We start from the raw sequence: 24077 nt of genomic DNA, 5'->3' as shown, positions 1-24077 counted from the left end.
GTGAATTGTTACTCTGAATACAGAATTTCACAAAATTCAACAATTGTTTGGCGTGACTTCTCTTCCGAGAACATGGTCATGTGACTGGAGGAATCAACATCAATAATTTGCATATTTGGCAAGTTCGTTTTCCACTGTCGGGAAGCGGCTGACCAATCGGTTGTGGCAAATTTTTCTCTATCCTCTGGTGTCGCAAAATAATAGGAAGTGCGATCGCCCAACATCGATCCATTCTTATTTCGGAAATAATAACAATTGACCGCATTGGGATCGGGTAGCAACATAAAAGCAAAGGGATCGGTTTGGTAAAATTCATCCAAGCTTGTTGCTTGTTCGAGACTGGTACGTATTTCCGTCTCGGTTTTCACCAACCCTCGCTGTTTCGCCAAGGCAATCAGTTGAGTTAAATACTCTTCGTCACTGAGGTTAGCATCAAGTTCATCGGAATTAATCAGCATCTCCTGCACGGTTTTTTCTGATGCTTGCCATGCAGATAAGGTCAAGGCGCGGTTCAAGGCAATCAGATAGTTTGTTTTGCGCGAGTATTGCTCCATTTCTCCGGGTTTGTATTGTAATGTATCTACCATCACAATGCTCTCAACTCTTTCTCCCAGTTCCTGTAATTGACGGGTTGCTTCATAAGCAAACATCCCACCCAAGGAATATCCGCCAAAATCGTAGGGACCCTCCGGCTGTACGGAGCGTATGGCCTCAAGATAACGCTTCACCATAGGTTGTATGTGAGAAGTCATCTGAGTTTTGTCAATCCAACTCCAAGGCTGGATGCCATAGAAGGGGCGCTGGCTTTTTTCAGCAACGGGCTCGTAAACCTTAACGCCAGCCATACCGTGAAACCAGAAAACGGGTCTTCCCTTGGTACTCGAATTCAGCTGGATGAGCTCTGGGAAAAGAGTGTCTTTTGACGAAGAGAAACTTCCCGCTTGCTCTGGTTCGATTTGCGGTGTATCTCTTTGCGATTTCAAATAGAGAACCATATCCTGCATTGTTTGGCATTCCAGCAGTTGCCCCAAGTTAACGCGATCGCTAATATTGGTTTTTATTTGCTGGAAAATTTGCAGAAACATGATGGAATCAACCCCATATTGAACCAGTGGGGTATTGAGATTGATTTCTTCTGCCCTCAGCCCTAAGGTTAGAAGCATAATATCCTTAAGCGCTGCCTCTATGTTTTTGTCAGAGGGGTTGCGATCGCCAACGCTTTGAGAAAGCGGTTCTGTCTGAACCTCGGACGGAACTTGGGATGGAACTTTAACCTCAACTTTAGCCTCAACCCAGCAGCGCCGTTTGGCAAAGGGATACGTTGGCAGAGAAATTATAGAACCCTGACCTTGTTTATGCAGTAATTCCCAGTCAATCTTACCTCCTTTAACCCAGTAAAGTGCAATTTTTTCCAAATTATTTTCGCTCAACAGCACTTTTATCATCGCCTCTCCGGATTTACCAGAAAGCAGATATTTGATTTCTGAGCGTTCTGCCTCCAGATCGCCCATAAACACCGGAATGGAAGTATCCATTATGGTATTTTCCTCCAGACAATTCAAAGCTTCCTGAATTCCCTGAATCAATTCTTCTCGATTATTCACCAGAATCGCGATTCGATGCGTCATCGCCATACGTCCCACTTGGAGGGTATAAGCCATATTCTTCAGGGATAGTTGTTCATTGGAGCGAACAAAATCCCCCATCTGTTGCAGCACTGCCTGAAGACGATCGCGACTTTTCGCAGAGAAAACTATCACCTCGCGATCGCTCGAGACTTTAGTATCATTCAATACTATACTTTTACTGAGAGAAGGAATATATTCTTCGATAATCAAATGTGCATTGGAACCCCCAGCACCAAAGGAGCTAACCGTTGCGCGTCGGGGAAACTCCCGCTCCTGACCATTAATATTTAATACCGATCGCCGCCAAGGTTGAAGTTTTTGTTGCAGATAAAAAGGCGAGCCATCGAAGCTTAAATTCGGATTAAGCGATTCTGCATGAATCGACGGTACAAGCTGTTGGTGCTGAAGCTGTAAAATCACTTTTGTCAGTTGGGATATTCCAGAGGCCGCCTCGGCATGACCTATGTTTGATTTTACCGAACCAATCGCACAAAAACCTTTATCCTGAGTGAATTTTTGAAAAGCTTTATTAAGCGCACTAACCTCAATCGGATCTCCCAGGGGAGAACCATTTGCCGCCGATTCAACATAAGTAATCGTGCGCGGATCGATGCCAGATTTACGGAAGTTATCTTCAATTAATTGGGCTTGTGCATTCGGGTTTGGTACATGAAATCCGTGAGTATGCCCGCCATGATTTGAACTAATAGATTTAATGACGGCTAAAATGGAATCCCCATCTTCTATTGCATTGGTCATGGGTTTTAACAACACCGCACCAACACCTTCTGCAGGAACATATCCATCACCCTCGCCAAAGCTTTTGCTGGTGTTTTGCCCGCTAATCATTTTGCTAAGGCTTAAGCCAATGTATTTGTTCGCATGAATCGAAAGGTTCACGCCCCCAGCAATCGCCAACTGACATTCACCTTTCAGCAGACTTTCACAAGCCAACTGTATCGCGATTAATGAAGAAGAACACATCGTGTCAATCGCCATACTCGGACCATGAAAATCAAAAAAGTAAGACACGCGATTGGCGATCGCACTATAGGAAGATAAGGAAAGGATTGACTCTTTTACGGGGTCAGAAGCTAAAGCTTGATACTGCTGATACATAGCTCCGACATAAACCCCCACTTTATTCTCGTGTTGCTCCTGTATTCTTTCCGGCGTATACCCCGAACGTTCAATCAAATCCCAGACTGTTTCCAGGAAAAGACGCTCATTGGGGTTCATCAACTCAGCTTCACGAGGGGAAATATTGAAAAACAGGGGGTCAAATTTATCCACGTCGGTCAAGAAACCGCCCCACTTGCTATGTGTCTTACCAGGGTTGGAAGACTTTGAATCGAAATACAAATTGCAGTCCCAGCGACTTTCGGGAACTTCAGTAATACAGTTTTTACCCTGAGATAAATTTTCCCAGAATGTTTCTAAATCTGGAGACAGGGGATAACGACCGGAAACACTAATAATGGCGATGTCCTGGGTTTGTGGAACGGGTGATGGCGATAAGCGTGGGGCATGAGTCAAAAAGCGCGCTCCTCGATTTATCGTTGGACTGGCTTTATCGACAAAAGCCGAGCGATGATTTTCAGGTGTCTTTGCCTTACCTAAACCGAGGGCAACTTTTAATTGTTCTTTATGAGATGTGACAAAATACCTGTTGATTTCATCAATGGTTGGATACTCAAAAAAGAGAGTTTTTGACAGAGAACCAAAAACCTTTTCCAACTGATTGGTTAACTGCATAATCACAACAGAATCAATGCCATATGTCTCTAGCAATTCGTCATTTTGAATTCGATGAGCAGGGATTTTTAAGATAGATGAAATGAGGTTTTTGAAATAATGAACTGACCTTGCCTCAAGTTCATTTTCATCAAATTTATTTTCCTCAAATTCATTTTCATGAATGCCTTCGCGTTCAATATCGCGTTCAATATCGGTAGATGGCAGCGATGATGGACGTGCCTGTTGCGAAATTTGCAAGCGTTCCAGATCTCCTGTCAAAACCATCAGTTGGCTCTGTCCTGAAGAAAGACCTTGAATCAGGGCTTGAATTCCAAGGTTTGTCTCCATCGGCACCAGCCCCAGGTTTTGCAGAATCGTCTTTTTACTCCAGGCATCAATTTGCATACCCCCCTCTTTCCACAGCGGCCAATTAATAGAAAGGGTTTGTCCGACACGTTCTTTGGCAGCAACCAAGTTATTACGGTAATGGGCATAAGCATCCATAAACGCGTTGGCGCAGGCATAATCTACCTGTCCCACGTTGCCGTTATTGCCCGCCAGAGAAGAAAATAAAATAAAGAAATCGAGATTCAAATCTTTAGTCGCCCGATCCAAATGGATCGCGCCATCGACTTTAGGCGCAAGCACCGATTGAAACTCACTCGCTGTTTTCTTGATAATAAAATTATCCCGAATAAGACCGGCACTATGCAAAATCCCCTTGAGCGATCCGATATCGTTTTCAATGTTTGCAATTAAGCGCTCTGTTTCCTGCTGCTGGCTGACATCAACCTGCTGGTACTCTACCCTTGCCCCCAAAGATTCGAGTTCTTCGATTTGCTTGCGCCGTCGCTCATCTAACGCAGCGCGTCCGGTTAGAATAAGAGAAACTTTTCTTGTTTGCTGTGCAATGTGTTTGGCAAAAATGAATCCAAGTCCGCCCAGTCCGCCCGTAATCAGATAAACACCGCCTTCTTGCCAGGGAATTTGCATGGTTTGCGCTGAAACCGGCAGTTCTTGCCACGAAATCGTCTGGCGTCTTTCTTGCTGATAGCGGATAAAAGTGTCTTCAGGGCAATGACTGTTTCGCTGAATTTTATCGATTAAACCCTCCTGAGTTTCACTCGACTCTAGTGTGATAAGTTGCCCCAGAATCGCTGGGTTTTCCAAGTGAGCCGTTTTAAGCAAACCAGTGAGCGCACTAAAAAGCTGCGTTTCTCCAGAAGAAGGTATCAGAATCTGGATAAACGTTGTCCCTTTGTTTTTTTCTTCGAGTACCGCTTTTATTCGCTCAAAGACCTGAACCGCAATTTCTTGAAAACGTTTTGCCAGTGTTTTTGCTTGAGTCGTCAAATGAATACACATCGCGCCTTCGATTTGAGATTCAATTGCGCGATCGCAAAACCATTCCATATCACATAACATAATAATGCGTCGAGCATATGCAGTACTTGCATATTCAGAACGTTCATTTTCAGACAATGCTTTTTCTGTCCAAACTGGGAAGCCCATCCAAGTGGCAATGGATTTGCTCTCCTGTATGGCAAGAGTGCGAGTGGAAAATCCCTTTATCCGAACGCAAATATCACCGCTTTCATCACACAAATCGATATCAATCTTGGTCACGCGATGACTTGAGGTTTGTCTGCTGGCAGAACTGTTATCGGAATAGCGTATCCAAGCCCACATCGTCGCTTTACATTTTTTAATGATTTCCAGCTTGTCTAACGCAAAGGGAACTGAAACCTGCCCAGACTCAGACGCGGATTGTCCAACCGACAGTCCAATACAAGCTTGTAAAGCTGAATCCATAACGCTGGGGTGAAGAACAAATTCACTTGCAGTATCGGCAACAACATAAGGTAACCGGAGTTTTGCTAAAACTTCACAGCGACTGGCTTGGCTGTGACTCACATAGACATCTTCTATACCTTGTTGCCCTTTGCCATACTCAATCCCCATTGCTTTAAATGCGTCATAACATTCCTGCGTGCTGAGGCATTTCCGATCGATCCTCGCCTGCAAAGCTGACAAATCTAAAGCAGCGACTTCACGAATCTTACTGAAAGTTGCCACACCCTGGCTGTGTACAATAACCTCATTTTCTGCGACTGTGTTTGAATAGATTTCGTAACCAATCTCTTCAAAACTAACGTTACCGTTATTGTTTGCGCTGGTATTGTTTTCCTTACTGTCTTCAAAAGTGCTTGGAAAAATTCTGACATGAACGGTTTGCCCTTGACTGTTGAAGATAAAGGGGTTCGCCCAGACAATGTTTTTAAGTTGGAAGGTTTTTTCCAAGCTTGCTGGGGGATTTGGCAGCGCTTGCTCTACTGCTACCCGTGCCATTTCAAGATAGGCAACACCAGGTAACGTCTTCTCTCCGTTTATGCGATGATCTGTCAGGAAAAACTCCTGTCCGCTAAATGTCGAGCTAAAACGTTGTTCGGCAAGATTGGAAGTATTTTTATGCACCAGAGGATGGATGAGATCTGCGCTTTGATGGTGGGCGACTGATGAAGTACAGGCAACTGAAAGGTCGATTGCTTTTGCCCAATAGCGTTCCCGCGCAAAAGGATAGGTTGGTAAGTGAAGACGAGGTGGTTTCTTTTCGCCATACAGCTTGCTCCAGTCGAAAACAAAGCCTTTGACCCAAAGCTCCAAGATTTTGGCGTACTTCCCTTTGTGAATCCAAGTTTGTATGGTTTCTCCGAAGTCTTCATCACTGGCAAGTACCGACATGGCTTCTTTATTGCGTTTGACTTGTCCCCGATAGAGGTTTTCTACATCGCTTCGACCATCCAAAAATTCTTGGAGTTTTTCACTTAGTTCGGTAAAAGAAGAGACTACCAGTCCCAGGCGCTCTTCCATCGCTTCGCGTCCCACCTGGAGGGTATAAGCCATAGCTTGAAGCTGGGCTGTTTGTGTTTCGCTCTTATCTGCTAGGCTGCACTCTCTTGCGTAATGGCACAGATTTCTCGCAACTTCCCCGAGCCGATTTTCGTCTTTGGCAGAAATTACAATCAAGCTGGGTCGATCTAGTTCCCCTGCGTCGGCATAAGCCCCCAAACTTGCTTCTTCATTGATATATTCTTGGATAATAACATGGGCGTTAGCACCACCAGCACCAAAGGATGATATTCCGGCAATTCGCGGGTACACTTTGGTTTCCCCATCAATCGTCAGTACTGGTCTTTGCCAAGGCTCGAGTGTCTGCTGCACAACAAAGGGGGTGTCAGCAAAATGAATACTGGGGTTTAACTGCTGTGAATGTAACGAAGGTACTAATTGGCGGTGCTTCAATTGCAGTAAGACTTTGGTTATAGCAGCAATACCTGCTGCGCTTTCGGTGTGGCCGATATTTGATTTAACCGAACCTATGGCACAGAATTGCTTGTCTTCACTGCGGCCAAAGGCTCTACTCAAACCGTTAATTTCAATGGGATCGCCTAATGCTGTGCCCGTGCCATGAGCTTCCAGATAACTGATTGTTCTCGGGTTCACCCCAGCTCGCGCTAGGGCTTCCTGGATTAACTGCGATTGTGCTATGGGATTGGGCACGGTATAACCATTGGTTTTTCCGCCTGCATTGATTGTACTGCCTTTGATGATGCCGTAGATCGCGTCTCCGTCTTGCTCTGCTTTCGCCAAGGGTTTTAAAATCACTGCCCCTACGCCTTCTCCATCGATAAAACCATCGGCATTATCGCCAAAAGGTTTACACTCATTGGTTGCAGAAAGCATCATCATTGCGCTGAGACTTAAATATTGAATCGGGTCGAGAATCAAGTTTACACCACCGACGATCGCACATTCGCTGGTGCCACTGTGCAAACTCTCTACCGCCAAATGCAGTGCGGTTAGCGAAGACGAGCAAGCCGTATCCACCGACAGGCTGGGACCTTGAAAGTTAAACAGGTAGGAAACCCGATTGGCCATCGACCAGTCACTTGGCTGCAGGGGGTAAGTGCTGTTCATCACCCCAACGAAAACCCCTACTTTGCGGCTGTCACAGAGGTTTGCAGGTGTGTAGCCCGCGTCTTCAATACAGCTGTAGGCACACTCCAAAAATAATCTTTCCTGAGGGTCCATGCGCTCGGCTTCTCTCGCCGATAATTGGAAAAATAGAGGGTCAAATTTGTCTACATCGTCAATAAAGCCTCCCCATTTGGTGTAAAGTTTTCCTTCTTTACCTTTTTCCGCATCAAAATAGCGCTTCCAGTCCCAACGCTCTTGCGGAATTTCGCTGATGCAGTTTTTCCCAGCTTTTAAATTCTGCCAAAAATCATTGATATTCTTAGCCTGCGGGTAACGTCCGCTCAGTCCGATAATGGCGATATCCCGATGGTCGGTCGATCCATTTTCTTGTGATTCAGCCAAAGCATTAAATCGTCGGGCAGTTCTAAAATCCGGTTTTAGTAAGGGTCGATTTTTCCCAATAGTTTGTCTTTCAGTTTTGGGTACTTCAATTGCCGTACTTTTTACGATCGCTGTTTCAGCAATAGGATGCTTTTCAAGCCCAAGCAAGGCAATAAATTCCTCCGACTGACTTTCAAGTAAATAATCGACAACACCATCAATCGTTTGTACTTCAAAAAATAATGTGTTGCTGATATTTTTAAATGCTTTACGTAAAGTACTGGTCAATTGGATCACCAAAATTGAATCCAGACCATAGGTTTCCAAGGGTTGGGCAGAGTCAATCTGGTCACTTGAAAGTTGCAGCGTCGAGGCAACCAGTTTTTTGATGTAAACCTTAGCTTTCTCGCGTAGGGTTTCAGCGTTTGCTGTCGGTTTAGCTGTCAGATTCAGTTTAGATAGAGGTTGCGCCTGCCGGATTTCTTTCTCTTTCACCTCTAAGCTTTGCCTTGCGGGTGCAGACGGCGTCAATAGTGAGGTCTGGCGACGAGACTTTTGCCGAACAATACCATCGCTTTGTGCTATGATAATCTGTTGACCAAAATCATGTGCAGATTGCGCTGAAAACAACGCAGGAAAAGTAACGGAACTAAAGCCCTCTTCTGTCAAAACATCTGCCCAACTTTCCGAACTTAATGCTGGGCTGCCAGTTATTCGCAAAGCCGCATCCTCATACAGCCACCAGCCTTCTAACAAACCAAAGGTTAAGTGGGTAAACAGGGACTTAGCACTCATTTCGTTTAAGAAGATTAAACCATGTTTGCGTAAGCTGGCTTTTGCATTACGCAGAGTATTGCGAATATTCTTTGTAGCATGGAGTACATTTGCCGCGATCGCTAAATCGTAGCGATTAGCTTGTATACCCTGTTCGGCAAGTGGTTTTTCCACATCAAAAATCTGCGTCACAATATACGGGTGTTCGGGGGCATACTCTCGCTCGGCGTGCTGTAAAAACGCTTTTGAAAGATCGGTGTAACAGTACTCTGCGATATTATTCCGGAATGGGCGGAGTTGGGCTAGCAAACCAGCGCTTGTTCCACCTGTTCCGGCACCGATTTCCAGTATCCGGATTTGTGCCGTGGGGTTTTGCGCCAATCGTGCTTGAATATAAGCGACTACGCTCCTTTGAAGAGTTTGATTGTAAAAATCCGCGATCGCGTTACCTTTGTAAACATTCTCCACCAGTGCGAGGGAGGAGTCGGGGAAAATAACATCGGTTGCCTGTTGTTTTCCTGTCAGTATTTCAGGCAAAGCACGCAAACACGTTTCCACCAGAGTTGCCAGTGCCTTGTAATTGCTATCTTGCAGCCAGAGAACTTTTGCCCGATCCCACTCCTGCCATAAGCGTGCTAGGTCAACAGAGGACAGCTTATTTGTATAACACTGCCCATCATATTCAAGATATCCTTTTGTCAGCAAGACGCTCAAGCTTTCTTCCAGCCATCGCCCGTAGCGTTCAACAATTGGTAAAACGGATGCACGTTGTTCGGAACTCCCTTCAAATACGCCTAAGGATTGCAAAGTAGCCAAAAGTAATTGGGCCGACATTTCTTCTATTGCCGTGGCTTGTTCTGCAGCCGAAGCTTCTATATTGATAACAGGAAGGGTCTGTTTCGGAAGATATTGTTGCAAACTGTCAATGCAGCAAGGGATCTCGTCTTGATAACTTGTTATCCACTCCTCTAAGCTTTGATTCTCTGAGGGTTGAGTGTTGCTCGCAGGGGGTAATTGTTTGAACAAGGCTAACTGATTGAGTGGCGATCGCAGCAGGGTTTGTATGGCCATCATACCCTCTTGCGGCTCGATTGACCCCACTCCCGCTCGCGCCATGCGATCGCGATATGCGCTTGTCGCCACAACACCGACACTACCCCAATAGCCCCAGTTTATCACTTTAACCGGGCAGGACCACTCCTGTGCCAGTTGACTGGCAAACGCATCTTTAAAGGTGCATCCAGCAGCATAATTACTTTGCCCAGGCATTTTGGCAACAGACTGAATGGAAGAGAAAAACAGGACAAAATCCAGCGCTTCCTCCGCGAACACTTGCGCCAGACGCACGCTCACATCAACTTTTGCCCTCAGCCCAGCTTGGAATTGCTGTTCATCCATGTTGGCTAAGCTTTTGTCTGCCAGGACAATTGCCGAATGAATGACACCGTGAATATGACCGTAGTTGCGTTTCATTTCCTGATACGCTTTTTGTAAAGCCGCTAGGTCGCTAGCATCAGCTTCAATGTAGATTGGTGGGGTGCCGAGTTTTGATAAAGCGTCCAGTTTTTCCTGAATCGAAGAATCTTTTTTTCTTCTGCCCAGCCAGATAATCCGCGCTTGATAGTGCTCGATCGCCCACTGGCTCCAGGCTTCGCCAATACCACCTGCGCCGCCAATCACTACATAGACCCCCTGGGAACGATAGCAGGGTTGCGCTCCGCGATCGCTTTCAAAAACAGGCACCAACGCTTGTTTAAACCACTCCTTTGCCCGATAGGCAACTGCATCGCCATTTTTATCCGCAGGTAATGCCAGCATATCGCGAACGGGCCAATCCCGAGATGCATCCATATCCAACAGGCGGATTTTCCAATGGGGATATTCCTTAGCAAGCGAACCGATCAAGCCGTGTACACTGGCATGGGTGGGGTTGATAACATCCTGTTTGCGTACCACTTGGGTTTGCGTGGTAATAACCGTCCAATGCAGCACCTTATCACCGTAACCGAATGCCAGCAGCACTTTCAGCAGACGGAACAGATAAAGCACCCCTTGGTCTTGTTCGTTAATCAGTGACTGTTGTCTTACAGACGTTATGGGTCGAGTTGGCGCTATCCAAATAATATGCACTACATTCATTTGAGACGATAGTGCCTGAACTTGGCGGCTTATCTCCTCGAATTCGTTTTCCGACAAACATACAGCATCGGGATAAACCTGCCCGATAGCAGCTTTTTGCTGTTTGCTGCCACCGATAATAAGCACGCGATCGCTGGCAAAAGCGTCTTGCTGGTCTTCTGTTTGCTCGACTGAGATAGCATTCCATACCGGGCTCAGCAGGGTTAAACTGGCATCTTGGGAGACTAATGGTCGATCCAGGACCCGTGACGAGAATCCTCGCATACTAACACAAATCTGCCCCTGCTCGTCGCACAAATCGATATCAAGTTTTTGAATCTCTGGGCTGCTGTGGTAAGATTCGCGAATCCAAGCCCAACTCGGCATTCCCGCATCGTATATTTCAAGGGTTTCCAGCGCATAGGGCAAGGAGGGTTTGGGCTCGGATGAAAGATTGCTGCCTATGGCTAAGCCAAGGGAAGCTTGCAAAGCAGAATCCATCAAACTCGGATGCAAAACAAAGCAATCCGCCGTGTTGGCAACAGAGGGAGGCAGAATCAGTTTTGCCAGTACCTGCCCATTGCCCGCATAGACGGTATCAATGCCCCGATGCCCCGCACCGTAGTGAATGCCGACAGATTCAAAGACTTGATAGCATTGGGCGGCAGAAAGAGTTTTGTGCTGGCACTGGCTTTGTAAATTCGCCAAATCCAACTCTTGCCCTTTGTCTAAAAAGCAAAGCTCTACAGAACCTTGGCAATGTATGACAGCATTTTCCTCGCCGTCCTTTTCCTCCATATCTGCGTTGGTATAAATTTCAAAGCTAATCGTTGCGCTATCCTCCATCTGCAATGCAGTATGCACTCTTAGGGGTCGATCGCCGACAACAATTGCTCTTGCCCAAACCACATCAGAAAAACGCAGATCGCACCCCTCCATTTGGGTACCTACCGCCAAGGTGACTGCCATGCGAACCATTTCAAGATAAGCAACACCGGGCAGAACGCGGTTGCCTTGCACCAGATGATCGGCTAGGAAAAATTCTTGACCGCTAAAGCTGGAACTGAAGCGTTGCTTGAGAAAGTTTGAGGTATTTTCGTGGATCAGGGGATGTAATTTTACAGCACTTTGCTCCTCTGACAAAGCTGAAGTTTTAGGTTTCGCATTAAGCGCCTGTTCGAACCAGTATTTTGTTTGTTCAAAAGGATACGTCGGCAAGCTTATACGATGGGGTTTTGATTCGCCATGAAGTTTGCTCCAATTAACCGCCAGCCCCTGTGTCCAAAGTTCGACTAACTTGGCGAGTTTTTTGCGTTGAATCCATTTTTCTACCGCCTCCTGAAGTTCATCGTCGTCAGCAAATAAAGCCAGTGATTTTTGACCCCCTTTCACTTGCCCGCGATACAAATCTTCAATGCCGCTTTCTCGTGCAACAAAGCCCTTCAGCTTTTGTTTCAACTCGTCCAGGGAACGGACAATTAGACCTAAACGTTCTTCCATTGCCTCACGCCCTAACTGGAGGGTATAGGCGATGTCGCGCAGCTTTAAGTTTGCTCCTTGCTTTGAACTCAGGTAATCGTGTAAATTTTGTGCAACACAGTAGAGGCGGGCTTCATTTTTCGCTGATAATACAACGATTTGGGGTTCGTCGCCAAGCCCATCGTTGCGATCGCCTTCTCTCGTTTCCCTCACGTACTCTTCAACAACCAGGTGAGCGTTAGACCCACCGGCACCAAAGGAGGAAATTCCCGCTTTTCTGGGGTATTCTTTAGTTTCACCATCGATGTCAATCACCGGTCTTTTCCACGGCGACAGTGTTTGCTGCAACACAAAGGGGGTTTTGGCAAAATTGATATTGGGGTTTAATTCCGTGGCATGCAGGGTTGGAACAAGTTGCTCGTGTTTCAGTTGCAGGATAATTTTAGTCAGCCCTGCAATTCCTGCTGCTGCTTCCAAATGTCCCAGATTGGATTTCACCGAACCCAAGGCACAGAAATTGGTAGCGGTGGTATGTTTCTCAAACGCTTTGGTCAAGCCGCTGATTTCGATAGGATCGCCCAATTCAGTCCCCGTCCCATGCGCCTCAATGTAACTGAGCGTGCGTGCATCCAGCCCAGCTTTGTTTAACGTTTCTTCAATCAGTTCTGCCTGTGCATTTGGATTGGGTACGGTATAGCCATTGGTTTTTCCGCCGTGGTTCACACTCGACGCACGAATGACTGCATAGATATTATCGCGATCGTCAATTGCCTGGGCAAGCGGCTTAAGCAGTACCGCGCCCACCCCTTCACCTGGCACAAAACCGTTGCCACCTTCACCAAAGCTTTTACATTTCCCATCCCGCGACAGCATCTGGGCTGCACACATTTGCACGTAGGAAGCCGGATGGAGGTATAAATTCACACCACCTGCAATAGCCAAGTCACACTCCCGACGACGTATGTGTTCGCAGGCTTCGTGAATAGCCGTTAAGGAAGAGGAGCACATGGTATCTATCGGTAAACTCGGACCGCGCAGGTTTAAAATATAAGAAATGCGATTGGCTACCGAGCTAAAAGATGTATGCGGGTAAACAGTTTCACCACGCTGCCATAACTCTGGACCGTATAAACTAAAACCTGTTTTGGTAATACCGACAAATACCCCGATTCGCTGGCGAAACTTATCTCGCAGTGTTTCTCTGGTGTAGCCTGCATCTTCCATCGCCTCCCAAGCGCTTTGCAGAAACAGGCGTTCCTGCGGATCGATACCAATGGCTTCGCGAGGAGAAATTGAGAAGAACAGCGGATCGAAGTTGGCAAAACCGTCAATAAAACTTCCCCATTTGCAGTAACTCTTACCCTGAATAATTGCCTCTTCAAGATTCTCATGATAAAAGCCTTCCAAAGACCAGCGTTCTGGAGGAATTTCTGTCACACAATCCTTGCCCGACTGCAAATTTTCCCAGTAAGCTTGCAGCGTATTGGCTTGAGCATATCGACCAGCCAAACCGATAATCGCAATGGGTTCGTATTGCGACGGTGTTAGTACATTTACAGACCAACCTGATAATGGCTTGACTTCTGGAGCAGTTTGTGATTCTAATGATGGCTTGGCTTCTGAAGCGGTTTTGACCTCTGAAGCACTTGGGATGGCAGTTGTGGAGTCAACAGCCAAGCCTGTCCAAGCCATGCATTCTTTTCTATACTCTGTCGTTAAATAACTCGCCAGTTCCCCCAGTGTTTGGTATTCATAGAGCAAAGTTTTTGAGATTTCACCAAAAATCTCCTCCAAACGGAGATTCATTTGAGCAATAATCACCGAGTCAATGCCATAGCGTTCCAGTGGTTCTTCTGCCTCAATGCGATCTGGGGATAATTTGATAATGCTGCCAAAAAGAGTTTTACACTGGTGCAATGTCTTAGCCAACAAGCGTTGCTCATCGATCGCAAAACTTGAAGATGAAGATTCCTTGCGACTGGGCTCTGTTGATGCAGCAAACAGCCCTTGTCGGATTTTGGTAAGATTGCCGAACAGCACCATAACCTGGTTCGGTTGTAAGCTAAGGGCACGAAACAGAGCATTTACCCCACTGTCGGTTTGCAGCGCTCTTATGCCTGAATTTTGCTCCAACGCCTTCAGCGTCTGCTCATCCATATGCATACCGCCCTCTTGCCAAAGCGGCCAATTAATAGAAAGGCTTCGACCAAAGCGTTTATTTGACGCACACAGGGTATGACGATAATCGGCATAGGCATCCATAAAGGCATTGGCAGCAGCGTAATCTGCCTGACCGGCATTACCCAACACTGCGGCACCCGAGGAAAACAAGATAAAGAAATCCAGGTTTATTTCCTTGCTTGCCCGATCCAAATACACTGTACCGCGCACTTTGGGGGCAAGCACCTCTTGAAACTGTGCAGCCGTTTTTTTAATGATAAAGCTGTCGCGAATCAGACCGGCGGCGTGCAAAATACCATCGAGTTTGGTGAAGTCGCGTAAAATACTCTGGATGAGGTCATCCACTTCTTTCTGTTGGCTGACATCGGTTTGTCGATATTCGATCCGCGCACCCAGTAGTTTCGCTTCTTGTTGCAATTGCTCCTGTTTTTTCTGGCTCAAGGGGGAGCGACCTGCCAAAATGAGGGTTGGGGCTTTGACACGACGGGCAATTTCCCTCGCAAAAATCAAACCCAAGCCACCAGCGCCACCAGTAATTAAATACACTCCCCCTTCTTTCCAGGGGATGTGAGCGACTGTCTGTTCTGAAAAAGGAAGCTCTTCCCAGGACACCACCTCACGTCGCCCGTTGCGGTATCTTACCCAAACATCTTCTGGCGACTGACTGTTTTCCCGTACTCGTTTAATCGGCTCGTCATTCGTATCGTGCGGATCGATTTCAATAAGTTGCCCGATGATTCTTGGGTTTTCCAAATGGGCGGTTTTCAGCAACGCAGAAAGACCTTGAAACAGCCGCCCTGTACCTTCAGCATCCTCCGTCTCTGCGCTGGGAATAACAATCTGTACAAATACCTTGCCCGTCGGTTTGTTCTCAAGAATCTCTTTGAAATGGGTAAAAACCTGCTCGCAAAGGGACTGATAGCCCAGCGCCAAATCTTTACTCTGAGGCTGAAGCGCACGACAAACGCCGCCTTTACACAAACGGTTCTGTAAACCCGCAGGGGCGTCCATGTCACAAAACAGAATCAGGTGTTGGCTGTAATTCAGCGAAGCAAGATCGACGGAATCGGGCTTGACAGGGGCTGGTTTTTCTTTCCACACCGGGTGACATATTAAAACTCCGGTAGCTTCATCGGCTTGGGCGGGAGATGCCGAGGATGTATTGGGTGCAGGTGAAGGCTGAGCAGATGCAGGAATCCAGTACCGTTCGCGTGCAAAGGGATAGGTTGGCAAACTGATACGCCGGGGTAAGTTTGGGCGATAGAAGCGATGCCAGTTCACAGAAAGCCCTTTGACCCAAAGCTTGAGAATTTTTTCAAATTTCTTATCCTCAATCCACTTTGCCAGCATCTCCTGTAAATCATCATCAGACTCAAAAGCCTCTAAGGTATCCTTATTTCCTTTAGTGCTGCCCTCGTATAAGTCTTGACTTTCTCCCTGGGTGCTAATAAAAACGGCAAGCTTTTCTTCGAGTTCGGCAATGGAGGAAGCAACAAAGCCCAAACGATGTTCCATCTCCTCCCGTCCTATCTGAAGCGTGTAAGCGATATCACAAAGACGTAAGGGATTTCCTGGAGAAGATTGGCGGTTGGCAATGAGAAAGTCATGCAAATTCCTGGCAATCTCAACAAGACGCTGTTTATTTTTTGCTGAAAAAATAATTAACGAGGCTTCGCCACTGTCTACTCCTTCAGCGACTGGCTCGGCAACATATTCTTCCAAAACTAGATGTACATTCGTACCGCCAATGCCAAAACTACTCACCCCTGCACGCCGGGGTATTGGGTTTTGAGCTTCATCGTGTAAGGCTGCCCAAGTTTGAGTGTCCTTGGCTAGATAAAAGGGGCTGCCGCTCAATTGTAAATAAGGGTTTGGCTCCTTAAGATGACTGTTACCGGGAATGACTCGATGCTTTATCATCAATAGGACTTTCAGAACGCCTGAAATTCCCGCAGCAGCTTCCAAATGTCCGATATTGGTTTTCACGGAGCCCAACGCACAATGAGGCTCGCTAGCAGGGGAGCTTCCGTTTTGTTTGTAAAGCTGGGCAAACGCGTTTTTAAGCCCATTAATTTCAATCGGATCGCCAAGCGGGGTTCCCGTTCCGTGGGCTTCAATATAACCCACGGTTTCAGGAGCGATCCCTGCTTGGGTGTAGGCCCAAACCAGTAATTCTTGCTGCGCCACCGGATTGGGTGCTGTGGGGGAAGTCGCTTTGCCACCATGATTTTCTGCCGAACCGCGAATCACTCCGTAGATAGAATCGTTGTCTGCTATGGCTTTTGCCAGGGGTTTTAACAAAATAGCGCCGACGCCTTCACCTCGGACATAGCCATTGGCGCTTTTATCAAAAGTCTTGCAGCGTCCGTCTTCACTCAACATACCGCCTTGAGCTGCTGCAATCACCAATTGCGGGTTAGCGATAATATTCACCCCTCCAGCCACAGCCATGTCACAACTTCCCTGGCGTATGCTTTCTATGGCACGATGAATAGCTACTAAGGAACTGGAACAAGCGGTATCTATCGCCTCACTCGGTCCGCGAAAATTTAGTAAATAAGAAACGCGATTGGCCAGCATGAAGGGAAACATTGCATGGTATTCCTGAGAATTTTCCTTCACCCGTGCCTGCTGCATTAAATCTTTATAATCTGTGGTGGTTACCCCTACGTAAACGCCGGTTTTACTACCAGACAAATCGCTCGCCCGATAACCTGCATTTTCAATCGTCGCCCAAACCGTTTCTAGAAAGAGGCGAAATTGGGGGTCCATTAACTCGGCTTCTACCGGGGAAATACCAAAAAATAAAGGGTCGAAGCGATCGATGTCAGTGATAAAACCACCCCATTTAATCCTAGTCTTGCCGTTTTCGTTTTGGCTCTCCCCGTAGTAATCCCGCCAATTCCAACGCTCTTCGGGTATTTCGCTGATGAGATCGCGGTTGGCCTGTAGATGATTCCAAAATTCTGTCAAATTTTCCGCTCCCGGAAATTTGCCGCTCATACCAATAATGGCGATGGGCTCAGCTTTAGCCTTATTCTCTGGGATTCTATTCTCTTGAGTAGAGCCCGCTCGCAGGGGTGCGGTAGGTGAATGCACAAAGCGCTGGCTTTTGTCAATCTGGTCTGTTTGAGATTGGGATTGGGTTTGAGATTGGGTTTGGGTTTGGGTTTGGGTTTGGGTTAGTACAGCTTTTTTTGGGAGCTTGTATTTTTTCAGCAATGCTTCTTGATGATTCTCTAGCAGCGAGTTGGCAAGCGATCGCAAACTGGAATACTCGAAGAAAAGCGTAGGCATTAATTCCAAGCCGTACATTTCGTTCAAATAATTGGTAAAACTGGTAAAGCTAATGGAATCAAAACCATAGTTTGAAAACTCGGCATCAATGTCGATTTCTTCGGGTTTAACCTTCTGCAGGCGACAGATAAATGCAGCAAGATCCTTATGCAGCGATCGCATCAGCCATGTCCGTTGACTTTGCTCCTCTTTGCTTTGCTCATCCTTATTTTGCTGCTCCACGGGATTGGATGCATCTGCTTGAACCTGGTGCTCATTTTCCGCCGTAGGTTGGGACGACAACAAACGGGAGCGGATTTTTTCCGTTTCCCCCTGAGCCACCAGAATCTGGTTAAATTCAGAAGCCAAGACCAATTCAAATGCATTTAACCCTGCGTTGGTTTCCAGCGCAATCATGCCGGTATTTTGCTGCATGAGAGTTTCATTCTGTGTATCCACCCCCATACCACCCTCTTTCCACAGAGGCCAATTTATGGAAATTGTTTTACCAAAGCACTTCCCTTGCTGGACGCGGAGATTTCGCGCCTCGGCAAAACTGTCAAGAAAAGCATTCGCCGTCGCATAATCAACTTGACCAATACTGCCAAAAACCCCTGCAATGGAAGAAAACAACACCATAAACTTCAATGGTATATTTTGACACGCCTCCTCTATCTCCAAAATTCCCGCTACTTTGGGGCGCAATACGGTGGTAAATTCTTCCCTCGCTTTATTAAGGATATAGGCATCCTGGTTCACACCAGCACTGTGAATAACGCCATTTAATTTGCCATATTTTTTCAGAATACTTTGGACAAGGGCAGCCACTGCTTTTTTATCGCTGATATCGCAACAGAGGTAGCTAATCTCGGCATCCCCCTGCTGAAGTGAGTGCAACACTTTTTCTTTTGCTGCATCTAAGGTCGAACGCCCGCTCAAGATAAGCTTTAAGCCTTTGATGTGACTGAGGTGTCTGACAAAAATTTGCCCTAAACCGCCCAGTCCCCCAGTAATCCAAATCACATCTCCTTCATGTAACAAACCTGCTTCCAGAAGAGACTGTTCCTTGCTTTGACCAAAGTCGTTTATTTCGTATAATTTCTTAGTCTTTCTGGTTCCCGTTTGGGTATAGCAGACTTCTACATCCTGTGTCGCCCCATCCACTTCCGCTGCCACAAGTTCGGCAAAATCTGCTGTTTTATCGTCAACGGCGTAACGAATCAATTTGCCTGCTATTTTTGCATTTTCAAATCTCGCTGTTTTAAGCAAAGCGGCAAAACCAGCATAAAGATAAGCGTTTTCGTTTTCAGGGACAAGGATGACAATTGGCTGGATGAGTTTAGGTCTTCCTGCAATGCAAGTTTTGACGAGCTGAAAAACCCGCAGGAAGTTTGCCTGAACGGTTTCGGCGATATCTCCTTCCACTGGTGCTAGAGTTTCAATGTTTGCTGTCGGCCATCTCTGGTATAATATGTTTTTCAAATCTGGATTTTCTTGCGCCAGAATAAAAATGGGTGCAGCCGCCTGTGAAGATGCTGTTTGTTGCAAGGGCTGGTCATCAGATAAGGCGCTTTCCTCCCATTGAGTTCTGGCATAAATCGTATTGCTTTGTGCAACACTTTTCTCTGTGTTGCTGTTTGCACGACCTTGCAATGCACCTTTAACCGAAGTGGTAAAGCCTTTAAATGAAACAAGGATGTTGCCCTTTTCGTCCACCACCTCGATATCGTGCTTGTTGGCAGAACTCAAGCTCACATAGGCGTATGCCCGTGCGGGTATTTCTCTATATATCCAAAGCTTGTCTAAGGCAAAAGGCACGGGCAGATTTTCTTGTTGCCCATGCAGCAAAGAAAAGACAACGCTGCTGAGGATTGCGCCATTCACCATACTCGGGTGAAGAACGTAATCTTCACGGCCCGAGAGCATAAAATCGGGTAACTGGAGTAAAGCTAATGCCTCATTCTGGTTGTACCACAATTGTGCGATCGCTAGCAGGCTGGGGCCGTGGGTGGATTGCAGCAGGCGATCGCAATCGGCGGTTTCTACGCTTGCCGGACACCGGGATAGAATATCCTGAATGTTGAGTCTGGGGGGTGTCCCTGGGTGCGAAGTTTGGTCAACAACAAGTTGACCCTGAAAATGTACGTTCTGGGCGGAAGTCCGCTCCTGTGTTGTTATACTGAAGCGATGGCGATACAACTGAACAAAGACATCCCGTGCTTGTCCGGCAATGAAAAGAAGCTGGCTCCAGACAATATTTTTCAGTCCCAGAATTGCCTGCCCAGTACTCAACTGACCGGCACAGCGAGCCATTTCGAGGTAAGCCGCCCCCAGCATCACTTGCTGGTGATCTCGCAGAAAAAATTCAACTCCAGTGAATCGGCTGGTAAATCGATCGCCCCCTGAGTCATCTGTGGGTATTTGTCTGTGCAATAAGGGGTGCAACCGAGGATGGGATGTTGCTTCCACAGAGGACAGCTGTTCCTGAGAACGGAAAACACGAGAAGAAAAACCTCTCATCACCACGCAAATTTTGCCGGTGTCATCGCACAGATCCAAATCAAATTTTTGAATCGGGCTGCCTGCTTTATTGTTGTCAGCATACCGTATCCAAACCCAAAGGTCAGTGGTGCATTTCGCTTTGATTTCCAGCGTTTCCAAAGCATAAGGTAAAGATGTTTGTCGTTCTGCATCGGATGTCTGCGTGGTAAGACCAAAACCAATCGCCGCTTGCAACGCTGAATCCAGCATACTGGGATGGAGCACAAATTGTTCGCGATCGTCCAACACAGAAGAAGGTAAGCTGAGTTCTGCTAATATTTGATTGCTGCCGACATGAACAGCTGCGATCCCTTGATGCCCAGAGCGATAATCAATACCCATAGCCATAAAGGCTTGGTAACACTGTTCCGGAGTGAAATGGTTTTGATTTGTTTTTTCTTGCAAATCATCAAGATCCAGATAAGCTTCACTATCCGGTGCCTTTAAAATAGCAGTCCCCCAGCAGTGAATGGTGCGGCTTTGCTCGTCTCCTGTGTAAATTTCAAAACCGACTTGTGAATTTTGTTTTGCAGACAAGCTAATATGAACCGTTTTTTCTGCCTCATCAACAACCAGCGGTTGTTCCCAAATAATGTTCTTGAATCCTATGGCGTTGAAATCATTGACTGAGGTAGCCAGTGCAACAGCAGCTCGCGCCATTTCAAGATAAGCAACACCGGGGAGAACTTTTTTGCCCTGCACTTGATGATCGGCGAGGAAAAATTCTTCACCATTCAAAGTAGAACTGAAACGCTGTTCGCTGAGTGTAGAGGTATTGCGGTGCAACAAGGGGTGAAGAGCAGCAAACAGCGTCGCAGTTTTAACTTTCCTCGGCACCCAATGACGCACTTTGGCAAACGGGTAAGTTGGCAAACTGACGCGGGATGGTTTTGCTGAAGTGCTATCCAACGCATATAAATCTTCCCAATTTAAGGGAGCACCTTGAATCCATGCCTCTGCAATTTGATCGAGTCTGCCCTCAACCATCCACTGCTGTAACATTGCCGAGCTATTGTCGCCACGGGAATGTTTTTGCTGTTTAACCTGGTTGTTGTACCAACTATTTTCCTTTGTCCCATGACCATCCAAAAAAGCTTTTAGGTTTTCAATTAACTGCTGCTTGTGATGAACGAGAAAAATCAGCCGGGAATCCATTGCTTTTCGCCCCACCTGCAAGGTGTAGGCTATGTCACGGAGCTGCGCTATTTTCTGCTCTGCGAAACCTTCAGGCTTAGAGACGAGATAATGATAGAGGTTTTGTGCCGCTTCTTTAAGACGCTCCTCGCTTTTAGCGGACAGAGGAACAAGCACGGGCATACTTTTCTCTACAGCCTCTACAGTCTGCACCGAAACGGTTTCCCTTGCTTCGGGAATATATTCTTCCAGAATCACATGGGCATTTGACCCCGTTGCCCCAAAGGAGCTTAAACTTGCCCGCCGTGGATAGTTTGAGGACCGCTCCCAGTGTTGGGTTTGATGCTGGAGATAAAAGGGCGATGCCTGCAAATCGAGGTGAGGATTAATTTCTTGGGAGTGTAGTGACGGAACGAGGGTTTTATAGTATAATTGTAAAGCTATTTTTGTCAAACCACTGATTCCAGCAGCCGACTCGGTATGACCAATGTTGGATTTGACGGAGCCGATCGCACAAAATTGTGTATCGTTGGTGTAGGTTGTAAATGCCTTGGTCAAGCCCTGTATCTCGATAGGATCGCCAAGGGAAGTCCCCGTGCCATGAGCTTCGACATAGCTAATCGTTCGTGGGTTAATGCCAGTTTTCTCCAGACAATGCAAAATCATATCACTCTGGGCCACTGGATTTGGCACGCTGATACCGGACACTTTGCCCACATGATTGATTGCACTGCCTTTGATGACCGCATAAATGCGATCGCGATCTCGAACAGCCAGTGCCAAAGGTTTTAAAACAACAGCACCCACCCCTTCACCCGAAACATAACCATCACCGCCGCTGCCAAAAGTCCGACAACGCCCGTCACTGGAATACATATCGAGCAAACCATAGGTGATATACTTATATGGATGCAAAGACAGGTTGACCCCTCCGGCTAACGCAATATCGCTTTCCCCATTTTTGATACTTTCCAGAGCCAAGTGTAAAGCGGTGAGTGAGGACGAACACACCGTGTCGATGACCATCGAGGGACCGTGAAAATTACAAAAATAGGAAACCCGGTTGGCGATCGGCGCATAGTTTAAGGACAAATGAAACTGTTCTCCGCGCTCAATGGCTTCTGCACCAAGAAAAACATAATCTTTATGCATCACACCGACAAACACACCAACACTTTGCCTGCGATGTTTGTCTTGCTGTCTGGTGACTAACGTTTCGGGAGTATAGCCAGCATCTTCAATAGCTTCCCAGCAGATTTGCAAAAATAGGCGTTCCTGGGGGTCTAGCACTTCGGCTTCCCGTGGAGAAATCCGGAAAAACTGATGGTCGAAGCAATCGGGGTCTTGTATGAATCCCCCCCATTTTGATATGCTTTTCCCTGACGGTGATTTGAGGTCGATTAAGCTGCGCCAGTCCCATCGCCCCTCAGGGATTTCAGTAATACAGTCTTTGCCTGTAATTAAATTTTGCCAAAATTCATTAATATTGTTTGCACCGGGATAGCGCCCTGCTATGCCAATAATGGCAATATCACCCTCGTTTTTAGCCTGTGTTTTAATAATATTTGCGGGTACTGGATAAACGTCCTGTTCGTCAGTAAAGTTTTTATTTGTAAGATTCTCTGTAAGATTCTCTGTAAAATTCTCATTTATAAGGTAACCAGCCAACTCTGCGATGCTGGTGTATTCAAATAACAGAGTGGGAATAAGTTTAACGGCAAATTTTTTTTCCAAGGCTGTGACAACTTGCAACAGCATTGCCGAATCCATACCGAGTTCATAATACCCAGCATCAGTATCTATGCTCTCTGGTGGACATTCCAAACATGAGGCAACAATCTCTTTGAGCAGGTTTTCCATCCTTTCAAAAGCCTCAGACTTGTCAATATCGGGCTTGCTTGCTGGTGATTTGCCAGATTCTTCCTCATTCTGCTTCGGCTTAGCCGGTGGAACCGTGTCTGATTTTTTAAGATTTGGATTAATAGAAGCGGTTTCTCGTACCAGTTTATTAACAAAGTCTTTTAATTGGGCAATTTTTTTCCCAGACTCGTTAAAAAACTCCATGTCCATATAGATCGTGTCTTTTTTTCGTCGTACCGATGCTGTCTTAACCCTGACAATGCACTTTTGCCGGAACAACTCACAGGCGCGGAAGTTTTCATAGAATAAGGGTAAAAATAAACGCTCTTCGCCTTCAACCACCTGAGCAAACAAATTTGATGAGCCTACGGCGCTCCCATCCAAAAGGGTGGGGTGAAACATAAAATCAGCAGCAACAGTAGCAGAAGCGGCTTCGGCTGGCAGAGAAACCTCTACAATTTGTGCGTCATCCAGGGTGTAAACCGTGCCTTCTGCCTTCATCATTCCCGAGTGAACCAACCCCTGAGAACTACACTGAGCATAAATATCACGCAAGCTAATGCGGTTGTTGCTGTTGGCTAGGAGAGAGGGAAAATCCAGAAAGTCTTCAAACACCATAGCTTCACTGCGATGGTGCATTTCCGCCTTAATATAAAGTAGGGGAGCTTTGGCTACCTGACCATCGCGTTGCTCCCGGTCTTGCAATTGGATCGACCACAGCCCCTCGGATACTTCATCTGCTTGCAGCACAAGCTTAAGACTGCTATCTTTGCCAACGACTAAGGGACGATAAATCGACAGGTTGCGAAGCTCCAATGTCGCAAAATCATGCCCCTGCCCGCGAAAGAACTGGTACAGTAAATCAACATAAGCCAAACCGGGCAATAACGCCTGACCATAGGCTTGATGGTTTTTAACAATGGGATGGTTTGCACTTATAGTAAATTCTTTTTTCACTTTCTTTGTCCCGTTTCGTGTTTATAAAAGAAG

Annotated in this window: 1 protein-coding gene; it reads right to left on the bottom strand. The window is 46.6% G+C overall.

From position 1 onward, the window contains the following. Positions 1 to 8: 8 nt before the first annotated feature. Positions 9 to 24044: an SDR family NAD(P)-dependent oxidoreductase gene (locus tag F7734_RS04840; RefSeq protein ID WP_155743632.1), complete on the bottom strand. Its 24036-nt coding sequence runs from the start codon at positions 24042 to 24044 to the stop codon at positions 9 to 11. Between the last annotated feature and the right edge of the window lie 33 nt (positions 24045 to 24077).

Source organism: Scytonema sp. UIC 10036 (genome assembly GCF_009725235.1).
The sequence above is the reverse complement of the archived record's forward strand: the minus strand, read 5'-3'. Positions and strand labels throughout refer to the sequence as shown.